Annotated in this window: 19 protein-coding genes and 1 pseudogene; 10 read left to right on the plus strand and 10 right to left on the minus strand. The window is 73.8% G+C overall.

The window, feature by feature from the left end; genetic code table 11:
• Positions 1-79: 79 nt before the first annotated feature.
• The 4 genes from ACIQFX_RS25535 to ACIQFX_RS25550 all read right to left on the minus strand — a co-directional run bounded on the left by ACIQFX_RS25535 (position 80) and on the right by ACIQFX_RS25550 (position 1,990).
• Entirely contained in the window at positions 80-448 is a 369-nt protein-coding gene (locus ACIQFX_RS25535; RefSeq protein ID WP_402467622.1) for a VOC family protein, read from the minus strand.
• Positions 445-564 carry a morphogenic membrane protein MmpA gene (gene mmpA / locus ACIQFX_RS25540; protein ID WP_402467625.1) on the minus strand — a complete coding sequence of 40 codons (120 nt, stop codon included), beginning with the start codon at positions 562-564 and terminating at the stop codon, positions 445-447. Before mmpA ends, ACIQFX_RS25535 begins: the two co-directional genes overlap by 4 nt.
• Positions 565-626: 62 nt before the next feature.
• On the minus strand, positions 627-1,331 hold the full coding sequence (locus ACIQFX_RS25545) for an endonuclease V (RefSeq protein ID WP_402467627.1): 705 nt from the start codon (positions 1,329-1,331) through the stop codon (positions 627-629).
• Between the two features lie 125 nt (positions 1,332-1,456).
• Complete coding sequence (locus ACIQFX_RS25550) at positions 1,457-1,990, minus strand: heme-binding protein (protein WP_402467630.1); 534 nt, start codon at positions 1,988-1,990, stop codon at positions 1,457-1,459.
• A 159-nt stretch (positions 1,991-2,149) separates the two neighbouring features.
• Between ACIQFX_RS25550 and ACIQFX_RS25555 the strand changes: the two genes are divergently transcribed.
• The gene (locus tag ACIQFX_RS25555; protein ID WP_367819796.1) at positions 2,150-2,449 is read left to right on the plus strand and encodes a YciI family protein; all 300 of its coding nucleotides are present in this window, start codon (positions 2,150-2,152) and stop codon (positions 2,447-2,449) included.
• Positions 2,450-2,553: 104 nt separating this feature from the next.
• Here the strand turns inward: ACIQFX_RS25555 and ACIQFX_RS25560 are convergent, their stop codons facing one another.
• Entirely contained in the window at positions 2,554-3,639 is a 1,086-nt protein-coding gene (locus ACIQFX_RS25560; protein ID WP_402467633.1) for a WD40/YVTN/BNR-like repeat-containing protein, read from the minus strand.
• A 75-nt stretch (positions 3,640-3,714) separates the two neighbouring features.
• Between ACIQFX_RS25560 and ACIQFX_RS25565 the strand changes: the two genes are divergently transcribed.
• The 3 genes from ACIQFX_RS25565 (at position 3,715) to ACIQFX_RS25575 (ending at position 6,680) form a co-directional block, all read left to right on the plus strand.
• Positions 3,715-4,185, plus strand: a complete 471-nt coding sequence (locus ACIQFX_RS25565) for a (4Fe-4S)-binding protein (protein WP_402467635.1) — start codon at positions 3,715-3,717, stop codon at positions 4,183-4,185.
• A 179-nt stretch (positions 4,186-4,364) separates the two neighbouring features.
• A complete protein-coding gene (locus ACIQFX_RS25570) occupies positions 4,365-4,781 on the plus strand; it encodes an SsgA family sporulation/cell division regulator (RefSeq protein WP_376489942.1) in 417 nt (138 codons plus the stop codon).
• Positions 4,782-5,036: 255 nt separating this feature from the next.
• A complete protein-coding gene (locus tag ACIQFX_RS25575) occupies positions 5,037-6,680 on the plus strand; it encodes an ABC-F family ATP-binding cassette domain-containing protein (protein ID WP_402467639.1) in 1,644 nt (547 codons plus the stop codon).
• Positions 6,681-6,742: 62 nt separating this feature from the next.
• On the opposite strand, the gene ACIQFX_RS25580 is transcribed toward ACIQFX_RS25575, so the two are convergent.
• Positions 6,743-7,087 (minus strand): ATP-binding protein, encoded by a 345-nt coding sequence (locus ACIQFX_RS25580; RefSeq protein WP_402467642.1) that lies wholly within the window; start codon positions 7,085-7,087, stop codon positions 6,743-6,745.
• 71 nt (positions 7,088-7,158) lie between these two features.
• On the opposite strand from ACIQFX_RS25580, the pseudogene ACIQFX_RS25585 reads away from it, so the two are divergent.
• Positions 7,159-7,933 (plus strand): annotated as a pseudogene (locus tag ACIQFX_RS25585) (helix-turn-helix domain-containing protein).
• A gap of 25 nt (positions 7,934-7,958) precedes the next feature.
• Here the strand turns inward: ACIQFX_RS25585 and ACIQFX_RS25590 are convergent.
• Positions 7,959-8,099 (minus strand): hypothetical protein, encoded by a 141-nt coding sequence (locus ACIQFX_RS25590; protein ID WP_402467645.1) that lies wholly within the window; start codon positions 8,097-8,099, stop codon positions 7,959-7,961.
• Positions 8,100-8,414: 315 nt separating this feature from the next.
• Here ACIQFX_RS25590 and ACIQFX_RS25595 point away from each other — a divergent pair, with 315 nt between their 5' ends.
• Positions 8,415-9,389 carry an acyl-ACP desaturase gene (locus tag ACIQFX_RS25595; protein ID WP_402467648.1) on the plus strand — a complete coding sequence of 325 codons (975 nt, stop codon included), beginning with the start codon at positions 8,415-8,417 and terminating at the stop codon, positions 9,387-9,389.
• Between the two features lie 36 nt (positions 9,390-9,425).
• Here ACIQFX_RS25595 and ACIQFX_RS25600 read toward each other — a convergent pair whose 3' ends face one another.
• A complete protein-coding gene (locus ACIQFX_RS25600; protein ID WP_402467651.1) occupies positions 9,426-9,677 on the minus strand; it encodes a WhiB family transcriptional regulator in 252 nt (83 codons plus the stop codon).
• A 240-nt stretch (positions 9,678-9,917) separates the two neighbouring features.
• Between ACIQFX_RS25600 and ACIQFX_RS25605 the strand changes: the two genes are divergently transcribed.
• Entirely contained in the window at positions 9,918-10,712 is a 795-nt protein-coding gene (locus ACIQFX_RS25605) for an IclR family transcriptional regulator (protein ID WP_402467654.1), read from the plus strand.
• Positions 10,713-10,766: 54 nt separating this feature from the next.
• Entirely contained in the window at positions 10,767-11,426 is a 660-nt protein-coding gene (locus tag ACIQFX_RS25610) for a TetR/AcrR family transcriptional regulator (protein ID WP_402467656.1), read from the plus strand.
• 161 nt (positions 11,427-11,587) lie between these two features.
• On the opposite strand, the gene ACIQFX_RS25615 is transcribed toward ACIQFX_RS25610, so the two are convergent.
• Positions 11,588-12,496, minus strand: a complete 909-nt coding sequence (locus ACIQFX_RS25615) for an alpha/beta fold hydrolase (protein ID WP_402467658.1) — start codon at positions 12,494-12,496, stop codon at positions 11,588-11,590.
• Positions 12,497-12,610: 114 nt separating this feature from the next.
• Complete coding sequence (gene ligD / locus ACIQFX_RS25620; protein ID WP_402467660.1) at positions 12,611-13,645, minus strand: non-homologous end-joining DNA ligase; 1,035 nt, start codon at positions 13,643-13,645, stop codon at positions 12,611-12,613.
• A 52-nt stretch (positions 13,646-13,697) separates the two neighbouring features.
• Between ligD and ACIQFX_RS25625 the strand changes: the two genes are divergently transcribed.
• Positions 13,698-14,756, plus strand: coding sequence for an ATP-dependent DNA ligase (locus tag ACIQFX_RS25625; RefSeq protein WP_402467663.1), 1,059 nt, complete (start codon positions 13,698-13,700; stop codon positions 14,754-14,756).
• Positions 14,757-15,226: 470 nt separating this feature from the next.
• On the plus strand, positions 15,227-15,421 hold the full coding sequence (locus tag ACIQFX_RS25630; RefSeq protein ID WP_051034050.1) for a hypothetical protein: 195 nt from the start codon (positions 15,227-15,229) through the stop codon (positions 15,419-15,421).
• The last annotated feature ends 26 nt before the right edge of the window (positions 15,422-15,447 follow it).

Below are 15,447 nucleotides of genomic sequence, written 5' to 3' on the forward strand. Positions count from 1 at the left end.
ACGGCCCGGGGATCTCAGGGCCGTACCGGACGGGATCGAGGCCGCACCGGACCGGATCAGGGCTGTACCGGACGGGGTCTCAGGGGCGTACGAGACGGAAGGGGTGGCCCGCCGGGTCGGCGTAGACGCGCCAGGCGGACGTCTCGCCCCCGTCGAGAGGGGTGGCCCCGAGCGCGAGCACGGCGGCGTGGGCGGCGGCGGGGTCCGCGACCCGGACGTCCAGGTGGAACTGCTGCTCGGGGGCGCCCCAGACGGGCGGCCGGTGGTCGGCCACGCTCTGGAAGGCGAGGACCGCGCCGCTCTCGCCGCAGAGCACGGCCGAGCCGTCGCCGACGGCGAGCGCGGGGTCGGGACAGGCGACCTCGCCGCCGAGCAACCGCTGGTAGAACAGCGCCAGTTCGCGTGCGTCCGGGCAGTCGAGCACGACGCAGCGCAGGCGTCCGATCATCCGAGTGTCCAGTCCGCGAGGACGTACAGGATGGCGCAGGACCAGGCGAGGGCGGAGGCCCCGCCGACGGCGAGGGCGACGGTGAGACCACGGGGTGCGGGAACACGAGCTGTCATGACGCCCACTCTGCCGTGGGGGTGTGACAACGGGCATCCGTACGGCTACTCACCCCGGGTACTCAGACGGACCCGGGCGACCGCTGCGCCTCCTTGAGCGCGCTGCGGCAGAGGGAGTCGGCGTGCCGGGTGGTCTCGGGCACGCGGTAGCGCGGGGAGAGGAGCAGGGTGTGGGCGCAGGCGTTGTCGAGGGAGACGCGGTGGCCCACGGAGACGTACACGGGCTTGACCCCGGCCTGGGTGCGCAGGGCCCTGCCGACCTCCTCCCCGTCGGCGAGCAGCGGGGCGAAGTCGCCGCGCCCGTCGCCGGGTTGCTCGTACGTGAAGGTGAAGGGGTTCTTGGCGACGCCGATGGACGGCCGTCCGGTGAGCACCCCGAGGTGGCTGGCGAGGCCGAAGCGGCGGGGGTGGGCGATGCCGTAGCCGTCGCAGACCAGGAGGCCCGGGTCGGCGGTCAGGGAGTCGAGCGCGGCGAGCACGGTCGGGACCTCCCGGAAGGCGAGGAGCCCGGGGACGTACGGGAACGAGACCCGGCCGACGGCCGTGGCCCGCTCGACCACCTCCAGGGTCCGCGCGTCGAGCACGACCGCCGCCGCGGCGACGAGGTCCCGCTCGTCGTCGTAGGCCACGTCGAGCCCGGTGACGTTCCCCTCCCCCGGCACCGGCCCGCTCTCCCCGAGCACGAGCCGGTCCCGCAACTCCCGCTGCACGTCCCGCGCGGCGCCCTCGTCGGCGGGCCAGCCCGCCGGAATCCCGATGATCGTCATGATGGGCCCAGCCTAGAGGGCCCCTCGGATGCGAGGCGTGGGCCGGTGGCCTCCGCGCACGGACCGGTGGCCTCTGCGCACGGATCGGTGACCTCCGCGCACGGATCGGTGACCTCCGCGCGTGGTCAGTGGCTGATGGCCGCGATGCCGGCCGCCGCGTACTCCTCGTCCGAGAGGCCGCTCGGGGCTCCGGCCACGCCGATGCCGGCGATCGGGGCGCCGTGGTGGTGGATCGGGAGGCCGCCGGCGAGGAACAGGGTGCCGGGGATGTCGGCCAGCGTCGGGGTCTGCTGGAGGCGGCCGACGAGGACCGAGGTCGGGGCGTTGAAGGAGGCGGCGGTGTACGCCTTGCGCTGCGAGGACTCGTAGGTGTGCGGGCCCGATCCGTCGCCGCGCAGGACGACGATGGTGTTGCCGTTCCGGTCGACGACGGCGACGCTGACGTGCTGGCCGGCCCGCTCGGCCGCGGCGAGCGCGGCGCGGGCGGCCTTGAGGGCGGCCTGCTCGGTGAGGTGGGAGGTCTGGACGACGTTGTGGTCCTTCACCTCGCCCGGACCCCCGGTCGCGGTCGCGGGCGCGGCGGTCGCCAGGCCGAGGCCGAGGACGATCAGGGAGGCGCCGACGGCGACGCGGGTGCGTAGGAAGGGGGCGTGCTTCACGAGTGCTCCTGGGGGGGCGGCTCCGGAGGCCCGGAGCGCGGTGCTGGTCATTGGAGCAGCCCCGTCCGCGGCCCCCGGCCCCCGGCGCGCCCGGTGGGCCGGACGTGGGACCGGCAATGGGCCGAACGGTCGCCGCGGGGCACGGGTAGCCTGGCGATCATGTTCGTACTGGAATTGACCTACACCGCACCCGTCGAGCGGGTCGACGCCCTCCTCGACGCGCACGTCGAGTGGCTCGACGCCCGGTATGCCGAGGGCGTCTTCCTGGCGTCCGGCCGGAAGAACCCGCGGGACGGCGGGGTGATCCTGGCCGCCGGGGTCGACCGCGCGGAGATCGAGAGGATCGCGGCGGCCGACCCGTTCAGCGTCGAGGGCGTGTGCGCGTACCGGATCACGGAGTTCTACGCGACCAAGACGGCCGACGGGATCGCCGCGTACCGGGAGCAGCTGCCCTCCTGACCGCGTGGTCCCCGTCCGGGAACGTCCGATCCCCGTCCCGGGATCTCCGGTCCCCGGACGGGGACGTGCCGGTCCCCGTCCGGGGACCGCAGGAGGACCGGACGTCAGCCCTTCCCGGCCAGTCGCGCGATGCGGCCCTTCTCGCCGGAGGCCCAGCAGGAGCCGTCGGCGGTGCAGTCGACGGTGTCGTACGAGCCGGTGTCGACGGTCCGCCAGGTGCGGCCGCCGTCGGTGGTGAGGTCGGTGCCGGTGGGGCCGACGGCGAGGGCGGCCGCCTTGGAGTGCGGGAGCCAGGCGACGCCGGAGCGGTAGGCGGGCGGCGGGGTGGCCGAGGTGCGCCAGGTGCGGCCCCCGTCGTCGGTGACGGCGCCGGCCTGCGGGGACGGCTGGTCCTTGCGGTAGTCGCCGCCGACCGCGATGCCGTGCGCGCGGTCGCGGAAGGCGAGCCCGAAGACGCCCTTGGCCGGGTCGCCGGCCGGGATCGGCGTGGTGGTGGCGGTCCAGGTCAGTCCGCGGTCGGCGGAGTGGAGGACCCGGGCCGTGGCGCCGCCGCCGGTGGCGAGCCAGACGTCCCGGGGTCCCGCCGACACCAGGCACTGGCCGCTCGCCGCGAAGCCGGCCTCGCCGGGGAGGGCGTCCGGCATGCCGGCGGTCGGCAGGACCTGCCAGGACCGGCCGCCGTCGCGGGTGGCGAGGATGCGGTACTTCCCGTCGACCGGGTCGCTCATGGCGAGGCCGTGCCGGCGGTCGAAGAAGGTCATGCAGTCGTAGAAGGCGCGCGGGTCGGTGTTGCGGAAGGACTCGGTCCAGGTGGCGCCGCCGTCCTCGGTGCGCAGCACCCGCGAGGCCTCGCCCTCCCCGATGGCCAGGACGACGGCCCGGCGGGCGTCGAAGGCCTGCACGTCGCGGAACTCCAGGTCGCCCGCGCCCGCCGGCGAGACGTTCCGCCAGCTCCGGCCGCCGTCGGTGGTGCGCAGGACCGTGCCCCGGGAGCCGGCGGCCCAGGCGGTGGAACGGTCGACCGCCGCGAGCCCGCGGAAGCGGGCGTCGGTGCCGGTCGGTGTCAGGTGCCAGCCGGCCGCGGCCGTGGGGGTCTCCCCGGCGCGCGCGGGTGCCGCGAGGGTCAGCGCGAGCGCCGCCCCGATCAGCCCCACCGACATCATTCGTCTCGTCTTCCCCATGGACGTCATGGCGCCGGAAGCTAGTGCCCCGGGACGGTCCCCGTCCAGGGTGCGTCCCGGCCCGGGCGTTCCTAGGCTGGGCGCATGAGCGAGCGAACGGACGAGCGGCCGGGCGACGAGCAGCCGAAGCTCAAGGAGTACGAGGGCGAGGGCATCACCGTCACCTTCGAACCCCGCCGCTGTCTGCACGCGGCCGAGTGCGTCCACGGCCTGCCGGAGGTCTTCGACCTGTCCCGGCGCCCCTGGGTGCTGCCCGACGCGGCCGAGACCGGCCAGGTCGAGCGGGTCGTCCGGCGCTGTCCCTCCGGGGCGCTCCAGTACCACCACCGTCCGGCGGACGCCTCCACCGAACCCCCGGACTCCCCCACCACCGTGCGCCGCAGCCGCTCCGGACAGCTCGTGCTCCGCGGGGACCTGCTGGTCACGGGCGCGCACGGGGAGCGGCACGAGACCCGGGTGATGCTCTGCGGCTGCGGGGCGTCGGGGAACCAGCCGTACTGCGACCACTCCGGCCCGTGCGCCGAGTCGGACGACGACGTGGCCGAGGATCGCTGACCGAGCCGGGCGGGGCTTTCCGGACAGGATCCGGGCCGGATCCCGCCGTTCCGTTCGTGACACAGCTCACGTGGGCACCGAGTGCACGTTCCGGCCGTCCCGCTCGTCCTTCCTGGTGTCAGGTGCCCTGGTGTCGGGGAGACGCACAGGATCCGAAGCCCGCGTGAGAGGAGACGGCCGTGTCCGCCGTCATCGAACAGTCCCTCCAGGCCCGTCTGGTCGCGTCCGCTCCCCGCATGGAGACCGTCCCCGCGACCCTGCGGTACGACCGCGAGGACCCGTACGCCGTGAGCATGGCGTTCCCGCCGCCGGCGACCCTGGAGGGCGTCGAGGTGTCCTGGGCGTTCGCCCGCGAGCTGCTCGTCCAGGGGGTCGAGCGGCCGGCCGGGGTCGGGGACGTACGCCTGCGTCCCTACGGGTACGACCGGACGGTGGTCGAGTTCCACGCCCCCGAGGGGGTGGCCATGGTCCACGTCAGGACGTCCGAGCTGCGCCGCTTCCTGGAGCGGGCGGAGGACCTGGTGCCGGCCGGGCGCGAGCACCAGTACCTGGACTGGGACCAGGATCTGGCGGAGCTGCTCCGCGACCACCCCTAGCGGGGTCCCGGCGGAATCCCGCCGTAAATCGTTTGCCCCTCTCCCGGTCCGGGTCGTACCGTCGTTCTTGACCTTGTCGTCACCCGATCGGAGAAGGACGTTGCTCGTCTGAGGTTGCGAGACACCTGCCGCGCGTGCCCCCTGTGCCGCGTGTGCCGTTCTCGACCTCGGCGTACGAGCCGTTTTCCTCACTGCCCGCGCCCCGGTGTCTCGCGTCGCCCCCATGTCCACGCTCACGCGATCCGGGAGGCCCCCATGGCGCATCACCCCACCTTCATCACCTGTTCCTCGCTCTCCTTCTCCTGGCCCGACGGCACCGAGGTCCTCGACGACTTCCGGCTCACCGTCGGCCCCGGCCGCACCGGACTCGTGGGCCTCAACGGCTCCGGCAAGTCCACGCTCCTGAAGCTCATCGCCGGCGAGCTGACGCCCGCCTCCGGCACGGTCCGGGTCACCGGCGAGCTCGGCCACCTGCCGCAGAACCTGGTCCTGGACACCGGGCGCCGGGTCGACGAGATCCTCGGCATCGCCGCCAAGCGGGCGGCCCTGCACGCCATCGAGGCGGGCGACCCGGCGGAGGAGCACTTCACCGCCCTCGCCGACGACTGGGACGTGGAGGAGCGGGCCCGGGCCACCCTCGACCAGCTCGGGCTCGACCACGTCGGCCTGGACCGGACGGTCGGCGAGATCTCGGGCGGGGAGTCGGTGCTGCTGCGGCTGGCCTCGCTGCTGCTCGCCCGGCCCGACGTGCTGCTGCTCGACGAGCCGACCAACAACCTGGACCTGCACGCCCGAGCCCGCCTGTACGAGGCGGTGGAGAACTGGTCCGGGGTCCTGGTGGTGGTCAGCCACGACCGCGAACTCCTGGAGCGCGTCGACCAGATCGCCGACCTGCGCGACGGGACGGTCGCCTGGTACGGCGGCGGCTGGTCCGCGTACGAGACGGCGCTCGCCGCCGAACAGGACGCGGCGGAGCGGATGGTGCGCGTCGCCGAGGCCGATGTGCAGCGGCAGAAGCGGGAGCTGGTCGACGCGCAGGTCAAGACGGCCCGGCGCAAGCGGTACGGACAGAAGAGCTTCGAGAACAAGGTCGCCTCCAAGATCGTGGCGAACGGCCGGAAGCGGGACGCGCAGGTGACCGCCGGCAAGCAGCGCACGCTGCACTCCGAGCGCCTCTCGGAGGCCCGGGAGCGGCTCGACGCCGCGGTGGAGGCGGTGCGGGACGACGACGAGATCCGCGTCGAACTGCCCCGCACCTCGGTGCCGCCGGGACGCGAGGTCCTGTTCCTGCGCGACCTGGAGCTGCGGTACGGGGCCCGCGTCGGGGGCGAGTTCGAGCTGCGCGGCCCGGAGCGCATCGCACTGGTCGGCCGGAACGGGGCCGGGAAGACGACGCTGCTGCGGACGATCGCCGGGGAGTTGGAGCCGCTGGCGGGCGAGACGGAGGCGCGGGTGCCGCTCCGCTTCCTGCCCCAGCGACTCGACGTCCTCGACGACGGGCTGAGCGTGGTGGAGAACGTGGCCCGCCTCGCGCCCACGGCGACGGGGAACGCGATCAGGGCGAGGCTGGCCCGGTTCCTGTTCCGGGGGGCGCGGGCCGATCAGGCCGTGGGCACCCTGTCGGGCGGCGAGCGGTTCCGGGCGACGCTCGCCGCGCTGCTCCTCGCGGAGCCGGCCCCGCAGCTGCTGATGCTGGACGAGCCGACGAACAACCTGGACATGGCGTCCGTACGGAAACTGACGGCCGCCCTCGACGCGTACGAGGGGGCGCTGATCGTGGCGAGCCACGACGTGGCGTTCCTGGAGTCCCTCGGGATCACGCGCTGGCTGCTGCTCGACGGCGAGCTGCGGCCGACGACGGCGGAGGAGGTCCGGGAGACGGTGGCGGTGCCGCGGTAGCCGTGTCGGATCCGCGTCGGCGGTGCGACGCCGGCGGAGGCGATGGCGCGGGTCGCACGGCGCTAGCGGTGGAGTAACGCCCAGGACTTGGTGCCGCCGCCGGGAGTGAGGACGGGGGCGAGTCCCCAGTCGCCGCCGTGCGAGTCGACCGCCGCGGCCAGCAGCCACATGCTGCGGCTGCGGCGGTCGCGGCATTCCTCGGCCGCGGCGGGCGCGGCGTGGGCCGGATGCTGGTCGTAGACCACGATCCGCAGCGCCTCGTACTGCCATCGGACGCGCAGGACCATCTCGCGGTCGGGGGTGAACCGGTAGGCGCCGGCGACGAGTTCGGAGGCCGCGAGGGCGGCGGTCTCACCGAGGTCGGACAGGCCGTGGCGGTTCAGGAGCGAGGTGACGGAGCGCGCCACCCAGGAGCAGCCCGACCGCACGACAGCAGCGACTCGGGAGCGAACTGCGCAAACTGCGCGAACAGTCGGGCATGTCGGCCCAGCAGGCCGCCGCCCTCCTGGGCGTCGACCGCACCCGGATCCCGCACATCGAGGCCGGACGCTTCGGGATCAGCGCCGAACGCGTCCGGACCCTCGCCTTCAACTACGGCTGCCCGGACACCGCGCCGGTCGACCTGCTCGCCGCGATGACACAGGAAAGGGACCGGGGCTGGTGGGAGGGACACCGCGGACTGCTGCCTCCCGCGCTGATCGACATCGCCGAACTGGATTTCCACGCAGCGGAGTTGCACACCGCCGTCACCACCCACATCCCGGGCCTCCTGCAGACCGAGGAGCACGCGCGGGCCGTCTTCGACACCGCCGTCCCCCCGCTTCCGGGACCCGACCTGGAGGCCCGGCTCTCCCTGCGGCTGCGCCGCCGGGAGGTCCTGCACCGCGACCGGCCGGTGCGCTACGAGGCCGTGATCCACGAGGCGGCGCTGCGCATGCGGTTCGGCGGCCCCAAGGTCACGCGGGGCCAGCTGGAGCACATCCTGGCCCACACCGACCTCGCCACCGTCTCCGTCAGAGTGATCCCCTTCGCCGCGGGGGGGTTTCCCGGGGGCCGGCCAGTCGTTCACCCATGTGTCCGCGCCCGTGCCGCAGCTCGACACCGTGCAGCTCGACTCCTCCCACGGCTCGCTCCTCCTCGACACCGACATGCAGCTGCGCCGGTACCGCGGCCTGCTGGACCGGCTGCGCGGGCTCGCGCTGCCGGAGGCCGAATCGCGCGCGTTCGTCCGAGCCGTAGCCCGGGATCCGTGAAGGCCCCCACCATGAAGAGCACCACCTACACCCCCACCGTCCGCACCACCCCGACCGCCCCAGCCGTCGAGATCGACTGGAGCACGCCCTTCTGCAGCGAGGGGGCGAACTGCTTCCGCTTCGGCCTGGACGACTCCGGCCACGCGTACATCGGCTCGACGCTCACCCCCGGCGCGTACGTCAGCGACTCGGTGGAAGCGCTGCGGGCACTGATCTCCGCGGTGAAGGCCGGCGCCGCCGACCACCTGCTCTGGGCGCCCGGGCGTCTGCGCCGCGTAGTCGACCGGAGGTCCGGAAGCGGCCTCCGCAAACGTGACCTGCGTCTCCGACACCCCCGCCGAGCAGCGCACATAACGGAACGTAACCGGACATCGCCGGGACGGGGTTGGCCGACGCCTTACGGAGCCTTAACCTACGGTCTCGTAACCTACGAATCCGTAGGTATGCCCGTATGCCCCCTTCTCCGTCCCCAGGAGTCCCCGTGACGCTCACCTCTCCCCCCCTCGGCAGCTCGACAGGGTGGACCGACGCACGGCTGCTCTACGCGCTGGAAGAGGTCGTGGAGAAGGAGCTCAACCGGCACCTCAAGGTCACCAAGGACTGGATGCCGCACGAGTACGTGCCCTGGTCCGACGCCCGGAACTTCCCCGGCTTCTTCGAGGACGGCGAGGCCTGGGACCCGGCGCAGTCCAAGGTGACCGACATCGGCAAGATCGCCCTCGTCGTGAACCTGCTCACCGAGGACAACCTGCCGAGCTACCACCACGAGATCGCCAGCCTCTTCGGCCGCGACGGCGCCTGGGGCACCTGGGTGCACCGCTGGACCGCCGAGGAGGGCCGCCACGGCATCGTGATGCGCGACTACCTGCTCGCCTCGCGCGCCGTCGACCCGGACAAGCTGGAGCAGTTCCGGATGGCGCACATGAGCGAGGGCTTCGAGTCCGACAACCGGCACTCGATGCTGCACTCGGTGGCGTACGTCGCCTTCCAGGAGCTCGCGACCCGGATCTCGCACCGCAACACGGGCCACCAGTCCGGCGACCCGGTGTGCGACCGGATGCTCGCCCGCATCGCCACCGACGAGAACCTGCACATGGTCTTCTACCGCAACCTGCTCGGCGCGGCCTTCGAGATCGCCCCCGACCTGACCATGCAGGCCGTGCGGGACGTGGTGGTCAACTTCCGGATGCCCGGACACGGCATGCCCGGCTTCGAGCGGGCGGCGGCGCAGATGGCGATCGGCGAGATCTACAACATGCGCATCCACCACGACGACGTCCTCCAGCCCGTCCTGCGCTTCCTCAAGGTGCTCCAGATCGACGGTCTGGGCCCCGACGGCCTGCGCGCGCAGGAGGAGCTGGGCCTCTACATGAACGGCCTGGACAGCGAGGCGAGCAAGTTCGACGAGAAGCTCGCGGCCCGCAAGGCCCGCATGGCGGCCCGAGCGGCCGGCTGACCCACCGGCGGAGACCGGCCCGGAACGCGGGGCGGCTCAGCGGCCCTGCCGCTTGAGCCGCCCCCGCTCCTTTTCCGAGAGGCCGCCCCAGACCCCGAACCTCTCGTCGTGGCGGAGCGCGTAGTCCAGGCAGGCCAGGCGCCCCTCGCACGCCCCGCACAGCTGCTTCGCCTCGCGCGTCGACGACCCGGGGGCCGGGAAGAAGAACTCGGGGCCGGCCTGGGCGCACAGGGCGTCCTCGCGCCAGGCGAGGTCGGGAGCGGTCAGCGTGTCGGTATCCGTCTGCATGGCTCCTACGGTGCCGCCACCGCGTAAACGAGCCATCAACGTTCGATCAATGGCGGATACCCGGCGCCGCGAGAAGCAGTTTCGGCCACCCGCCACGCCACCTCCTGAGGCGGCCCGACCAGGTGGTTCCCACGGCGTGGGAGCGGGTGTGAACGTCGTGTTCCCGACCTGGCGCGGGCCCCGTGCCGACTCCCGCCATGTGGCAGCGTGGGAGCCCGATCACCCACGGGGAGCGAACCCATGACGACCGAGGCCGGCATCGTCCGACCCCCGGCGGGCGCCCAGGCGGTCCGCCGCGCACTGGACGTGCTGCACTGTTTCCACGACAACGGGCCCGACCTGAGCGCCTCCGACCTCGCGCGCCGACTCGGCCTCTCCACCTCCACCGCCCACCGGCCGGCACGGACCCTGCTCGGCGCGGGCTTCCTCGAACAGGACGCCCGCACCGCCCGCTACCGGCTGGGCCCCGCGACGACCGAACCGGGCCGTCTCTCGTACCACCAGCGGGGGCTCCACCTGGCCGAGCCCGAGCTGTCCGACCTGGCCGAGCGGACCGGCGCGACGGCCGACCTGCCGCTGCGCAGCGGACCGCACGCGGTGATCGTGGCGGGCGGCCCGGCGACCCCGAGGGTGGGCCTGCGCCGGCCGCTGCACGCCACGGCGCCGGGGAGGGTCCTGCTCGCCCGGCCCCGGGAGGGCGAGGCCGGGCCGTGGCCGCCGCCGGCGCCGTACGCGCTCACGGACCCCCCGACCGCCGAACCCCTCGGCCCCGCGTCGGAGTCGGCACGCGTACGGGAGTCCGGGTTCGCGCTCGACGACGGCGAGTCGGCCCACGGGACGCGCACGGTCGCCGTTCCGGTCATGGAGCGGGCGGGGCACGCGCGCTTCGCGCTCGCCGTCCGCGCGACCCCGGAACTGATCACCGACGCCCGCCTCGACTGGTACCTGGCACAGGCACGGGCCTGCGCCCGCGCCCTGGAGGTGCTCCTGCTCGCGCCGGCGGAGCGCCGGGACCCGGGAGAGCGGGCCGGGTAGCACCACGGCCGCCCGCAGATGTCCGCACGGTCGTGCGTTCAGTACGATGGGGAGATGAGCGGCGACACCAGGACCAAGACCGACGGGCGCGTCGAGCGCGGCAACCAGACCCGGCGCCTGGTGCTCGGCCGGACCATGGACATCGCCTCCGTCGAGGGCCTCGAAGGACTGTCCCTGGGGCGGCTCGCCACCGAGCTCCAGCTGAGCAAGAGCGGCGTCTTCGCCCTCTTCGGCTCCAAGGAGGAGCTCCAGCTCGCCACGATCCGCGCGGCCGTCGCCGTCTTCGCCGACCGGGTCGTCACGCCCCTCGCGGACGTGCCGCCGGGCGCGGCGCGGGTGCGCGACCTCTGCCGGAACTGGCTCGCGTACTCCTCGGAGCGGGTCTTCGCCGGCGGCTGCTTCTTCTACGCGGTCTCGGCCGAGTTCGACGCCCGTACGGGCCCGGTCCACGACGCCGTCGCCAAGACCAGGCTCGACTGGAGCACCTACGTGGAGCGCGCCCTGACCGAGGCGCGCGCCGCGGGCGACTTCGCCGCCGACCTGGACGTGGAACAGCTGGCCTTCGAGGTGATCGCCCTCATGGAGGCCGCCAACGCGCGGTCCGTCCTCTTCGGCGAGACCTCGGCGTACGCCCGCGCCGACCGCGGCATCACCGCCCGGCTGCGCGCGGAGGCCACCGACCGCGGCCGCGCGGCCCTGACCGAGACGGCCTGAGGCCCGGCCCGACGTCGGTGCCGACCGGGGGACGCGGCCGCCGCCGCGCACCCATCGGCGCCGAGTCCCGGGGCCGCACGACCCTCAACCCGCCCCACACTCGCGCCCACCGACACCCACGCCCACGCCCACCGGCATCGAGTCCCGGGGCCGCGCGGCCGTCAACCCGTCGCGACCCGGCCTTCGGGGGCCGTGGCAACGGCTCCCGTGACGGAGCCGACGGAGTCGGAGGTCGCGAACTCCACGGCCTCGGCGACGACTTCGGGGTCCGTGAGGATACGGCGGTGGCCGAGCCCCCGGGTGACGACGAGCCGGGCGCGGTCGCCGTGCGCGCGGGCGAGCAGACGCGCCTGGGCGAGGGGGACCATGTCGTCGCCCTCGTCGTGGAACAGGAGGACGGGCGCCCCGAGTTCGCCGGGGTCCCGGTCGGCGCCGAAGCGGTCCCAGATGCCGGGCTCGTCGGGTGCGAGGCGGCGTTCCACGTGGTCGCGCATGCACCGGATCACCCGCTCGTCGACGCCGAGGCCGGCCCGGAAGCCGGCGAGCAGCAGATCGAAGGAGCCGACGGCGCCGAGCCCCACGAAGCGTGCCGTGCGCACCCCGTCGCGGAGGGCGAAGAGGGCGGCGAGGGCGCCGAAGGAGTGGGCGACGACGGCTTCGAAGTCGCCGTGCCGGGCGTGCAACTCCCTTATCACTTCGCGGTATTCGAGGATGTTGCTGGCCCGGCCCGGGGCTTCTCCGTGGCCGGGCGCATCGAAGGTGACCGGGCTGTAGCCGCGGGCGATCAGCTGCTCGGCGAAGGCGGTGAGGCGCGAGGCGCGCGAAGACCAGCCGTGGACGAGGAGGACGGGCCGCCGGCCGTCGCCCCAGGCGTAGGTGACGACCTCCTTGCCCCGGACCCGGAGGCGTCCGATGCGCGCGGCGGCGAACAGGTCCCGCTCCCCGGGCTTGAGCCGGGCGCGGCCGAGCGGGCGCACGAAAAGGTGGAAGGCGAGGCGGCCGGCCGGTCCGGGGGCGACGCGGGCGGCGGCGTTCAGGGTCGTGCGTACGAGCGGAGCCATCGGGTACATGCCGGTTCTCCTCGGTCGTCCTGACTAGGACAAAAATGCTAGCACGACCGTTCGTGTTGTTTTGGATCGAGGGAGAGGCGTGGCTGCGCCGCCCCGGAAGGCACCACCCCGCCCCTACGCCTCTCCCTCCCCCTCCGACCTCTTCGCCCGGCTCGGCTGCACCCGCTTCGGCTCGCCCGGCATCTTCGGGTGGTCCGGCGGATACGGGAGGTCGCCGAGGCCGCGCTCCGCCTCGTCGCGCCGGGCCAGTTCGAGCAGCGACTCCAAGCCGAACCGCTCGTCGTCCATGTCGGCGTGGACGTCGCCGACCTCGGCGTACCGGACCGGCATCGTCCTGATGTCGAAGTCGCGCGGCACGGCGTCGTCGATCTCCTCCCAGCGCAGCGGCGCCGAGACCGGGGCGTGCGGGCGGGGGCGCACGGAGTAGGCGGAGGCGATGGTGCGGTCGCGGGCGGTCTGGTTGTAGTCGACGAAGATCCGCTCGCCGCGCTCCTCCTTCCACCACCTCATGGTGACCCGCTCCGGCATCCGCCGCTCCAGCTCGCGGCCGCAGGCGATGGCCGCCCTCCTGACCTGCGCGAACGTCCACTCGGGCTGGATCGGCACGAACACGTGCAGGCCGCGCCCGCCGGAGGTCTTCGGCCAGCCGCGCAGCCCGTGCTCGTCGAGGACGGCGCGGAGTTCGTGGGCGGCGCGGACGGCGTCGGCGTAGTCCGTGCCGGGCTGCGGGTCGAGGTCGATGCGGAGTTCGTCGGGGTGGTCTGCGTCGTCCCGCCGTACCGGCCAGGGATGGAAGGTGACGGCGCCGAGGTTGGCGGCCCAGAGCACGGCCGCCGGCTCGGTGGGGCACATCTCGTCGGCCGAACGGCCGCTGGGGAAGGTGATGCGGGCCGTCGGGATCCAGTCGGGCAGGTACTTCGGCGCGTGCTTCTGGAAGAAGGACGCGCCGGTCACCCCGTCGGGGTAGCGCTCCAGGGTCGTGGGGCGGTTCCGCAGGGCGCGGGTGATGCCGTCGCCGACGGCCAGGTAGTAGGTGACCACGTCGAGCTTGGTGTAGCCGGGCTCGGGGAAGTAGACCTTGTCCGGATGGGAGACCCGCACGGTCCGGTCGCCGACTTCCAGTTCGAGCGCTGCCGTCTTGCCTGCCATGCGGGCCAGCCTAGGGCTCGCCGACAACTCGCGCATACCAGACAATCACCCCATGGATCTCCCGGTGATGCCGCCCGTGAAGCCGATGCTCGCCAAGGCCGTGAAGAAGATCCCGCCCGGGATGCAGTACGAGGCGAAGTGGGACGGGTTCCGCGCGATCGTGCACCGGGACGGGCCGGAGGTGGTCATCGGCAGCCGCACCGGCAAGCCGCTCGACCGCTACTTCCCCGAGCTCGTCGAGGCGTTCGCGGAGCGGCTGCCGCAGCGGTGCGTGGTCGACGGCGAGATCGTCGTCGAGCACGACGGGCGCCTCGACTTCGACCGGCTCGCCGAGCGGATCCACCCGGCCGAGTCCCGGGTCCGGATGCTGGCCGGGACCACCCCGGCCCGGTTCGTCGCCTTCGACCTGCTCGCCCTCGGCGAGGTCTCGCTGCTCGACGTCCCGCTGAGCGAGCGGCGGACGGCCCTGGAGCGGGTCCTCGAAGGGGTCGACGCCCCGGTCCACCTCGCGCCGGCGACCACGGACGCCGCGCTCGCCGCCCGCTGGTTCGAGCAGTACGAGGGCGCCGGCCTGGACGGGGTGGTCGCCAAGCCGCTGGACCTGCCGTACCGGCCGGACGCCCGCCTCATGTACAAGATCAAGCACGAGCGGACGGCCGACGTGGTGGTGGCCGGCTACCGCTTCCACAAGAGCGGGCCGGTGGTCGGTTCCCTGCTGCTCGGCCTGTACGACGACGGGGGCGTCCTCCAGCACGTCGGCGTGTGCGCGGCGTTCACCGCCCGGCGGCGCGCCGAGCTGGTCGAGGAGCTGGAGCCGCTCCGGACGGACCCGCCGGACGGACACCCGTGGGCGGCCTGGACGGAGGAGTCCGCGCACGCGGAGGCGCGACTGCCGGGCGCGCCGAGCCGCTGGTCGGGCAGGAAGGACCTGTCGTGGGTGGCGCTGCGGCCGGAGCGGGTCTGCGAGGTCGGCTACGACCACATGGAGGGGGACCGCTTCCGCCACACGGCCCAGTTCAAGCGGTGGCGCCCGGACCGGGCCCCGGAGTCCTGCGGCTACGGGCAGCTGGCGGAACCGGTCTCGTACGACCTGGCGGAGGTCCTCGCGTAGACCCCGTACGTCCCGGCGGGCCCGGGGGACCCGGTGGCCCCGGGGCTCCCATCGGCACAGGAGCGGCCCGACCGGAAGCCTCTCGACCGCGGAGTGAGATCCTTCACATTCCCGCGGCGATCCGGGAGCCCCCGCACCCCTCTGCGGAGATCACGTTCGACGGGCTTCCGGACGATACGCAAGGTCGGTGCACAATCCGCGGGCCGCCCGCGCGCCCCCGCACCTGCGGGAACGCCCCCGTGCCCGGTCCGCGTCGGCGGGCGGTCGGCGCGCGGGGCGGCGCCGTGTTCGAGCGGGCGCCCGGCGCGCTGTCGCCGAGCCGCGACCGGCCCGTACCGGAACCTGTACCGGCATCCGGTACGTATGGAGGGGAGAACCTTCCGCACCCTTCCCGGACCGACTAGGACTGACCCGTGATCACCTCGCCCTCGCCCCTCGTCCCCGTCCCGATCCCCGACCGCGTGGCCGCGATGATCGGCTCCTGTCTCCCGCTGCACGTCCTCCAGGCCGAGGTCGACGCGGACTGCGCGGCGCGCGAGGTGTACCGGTTCCGGGGTCCGCTGTGCGCGGAGGACCGGGCGGACCGTGAGCACGCGCTCGCCGCGCTGGCACGGGCCAACAAGATCCTCGCCAAGCACCACCCCCAGCTGCCCGTCACCCCCTGACGGAGGGCCGGCGGGACCCACCTGTT

It is taken from the genome of Streptomyces sp. NPDC093089, from assembly GCF_044754405.1.
In the GTDB taxonomy this organism is placed as follows: Bacteria; Actinomycetota; Actinomycetes; order Streptomycetales; family Streptomycetaceae; genus Streptomyces.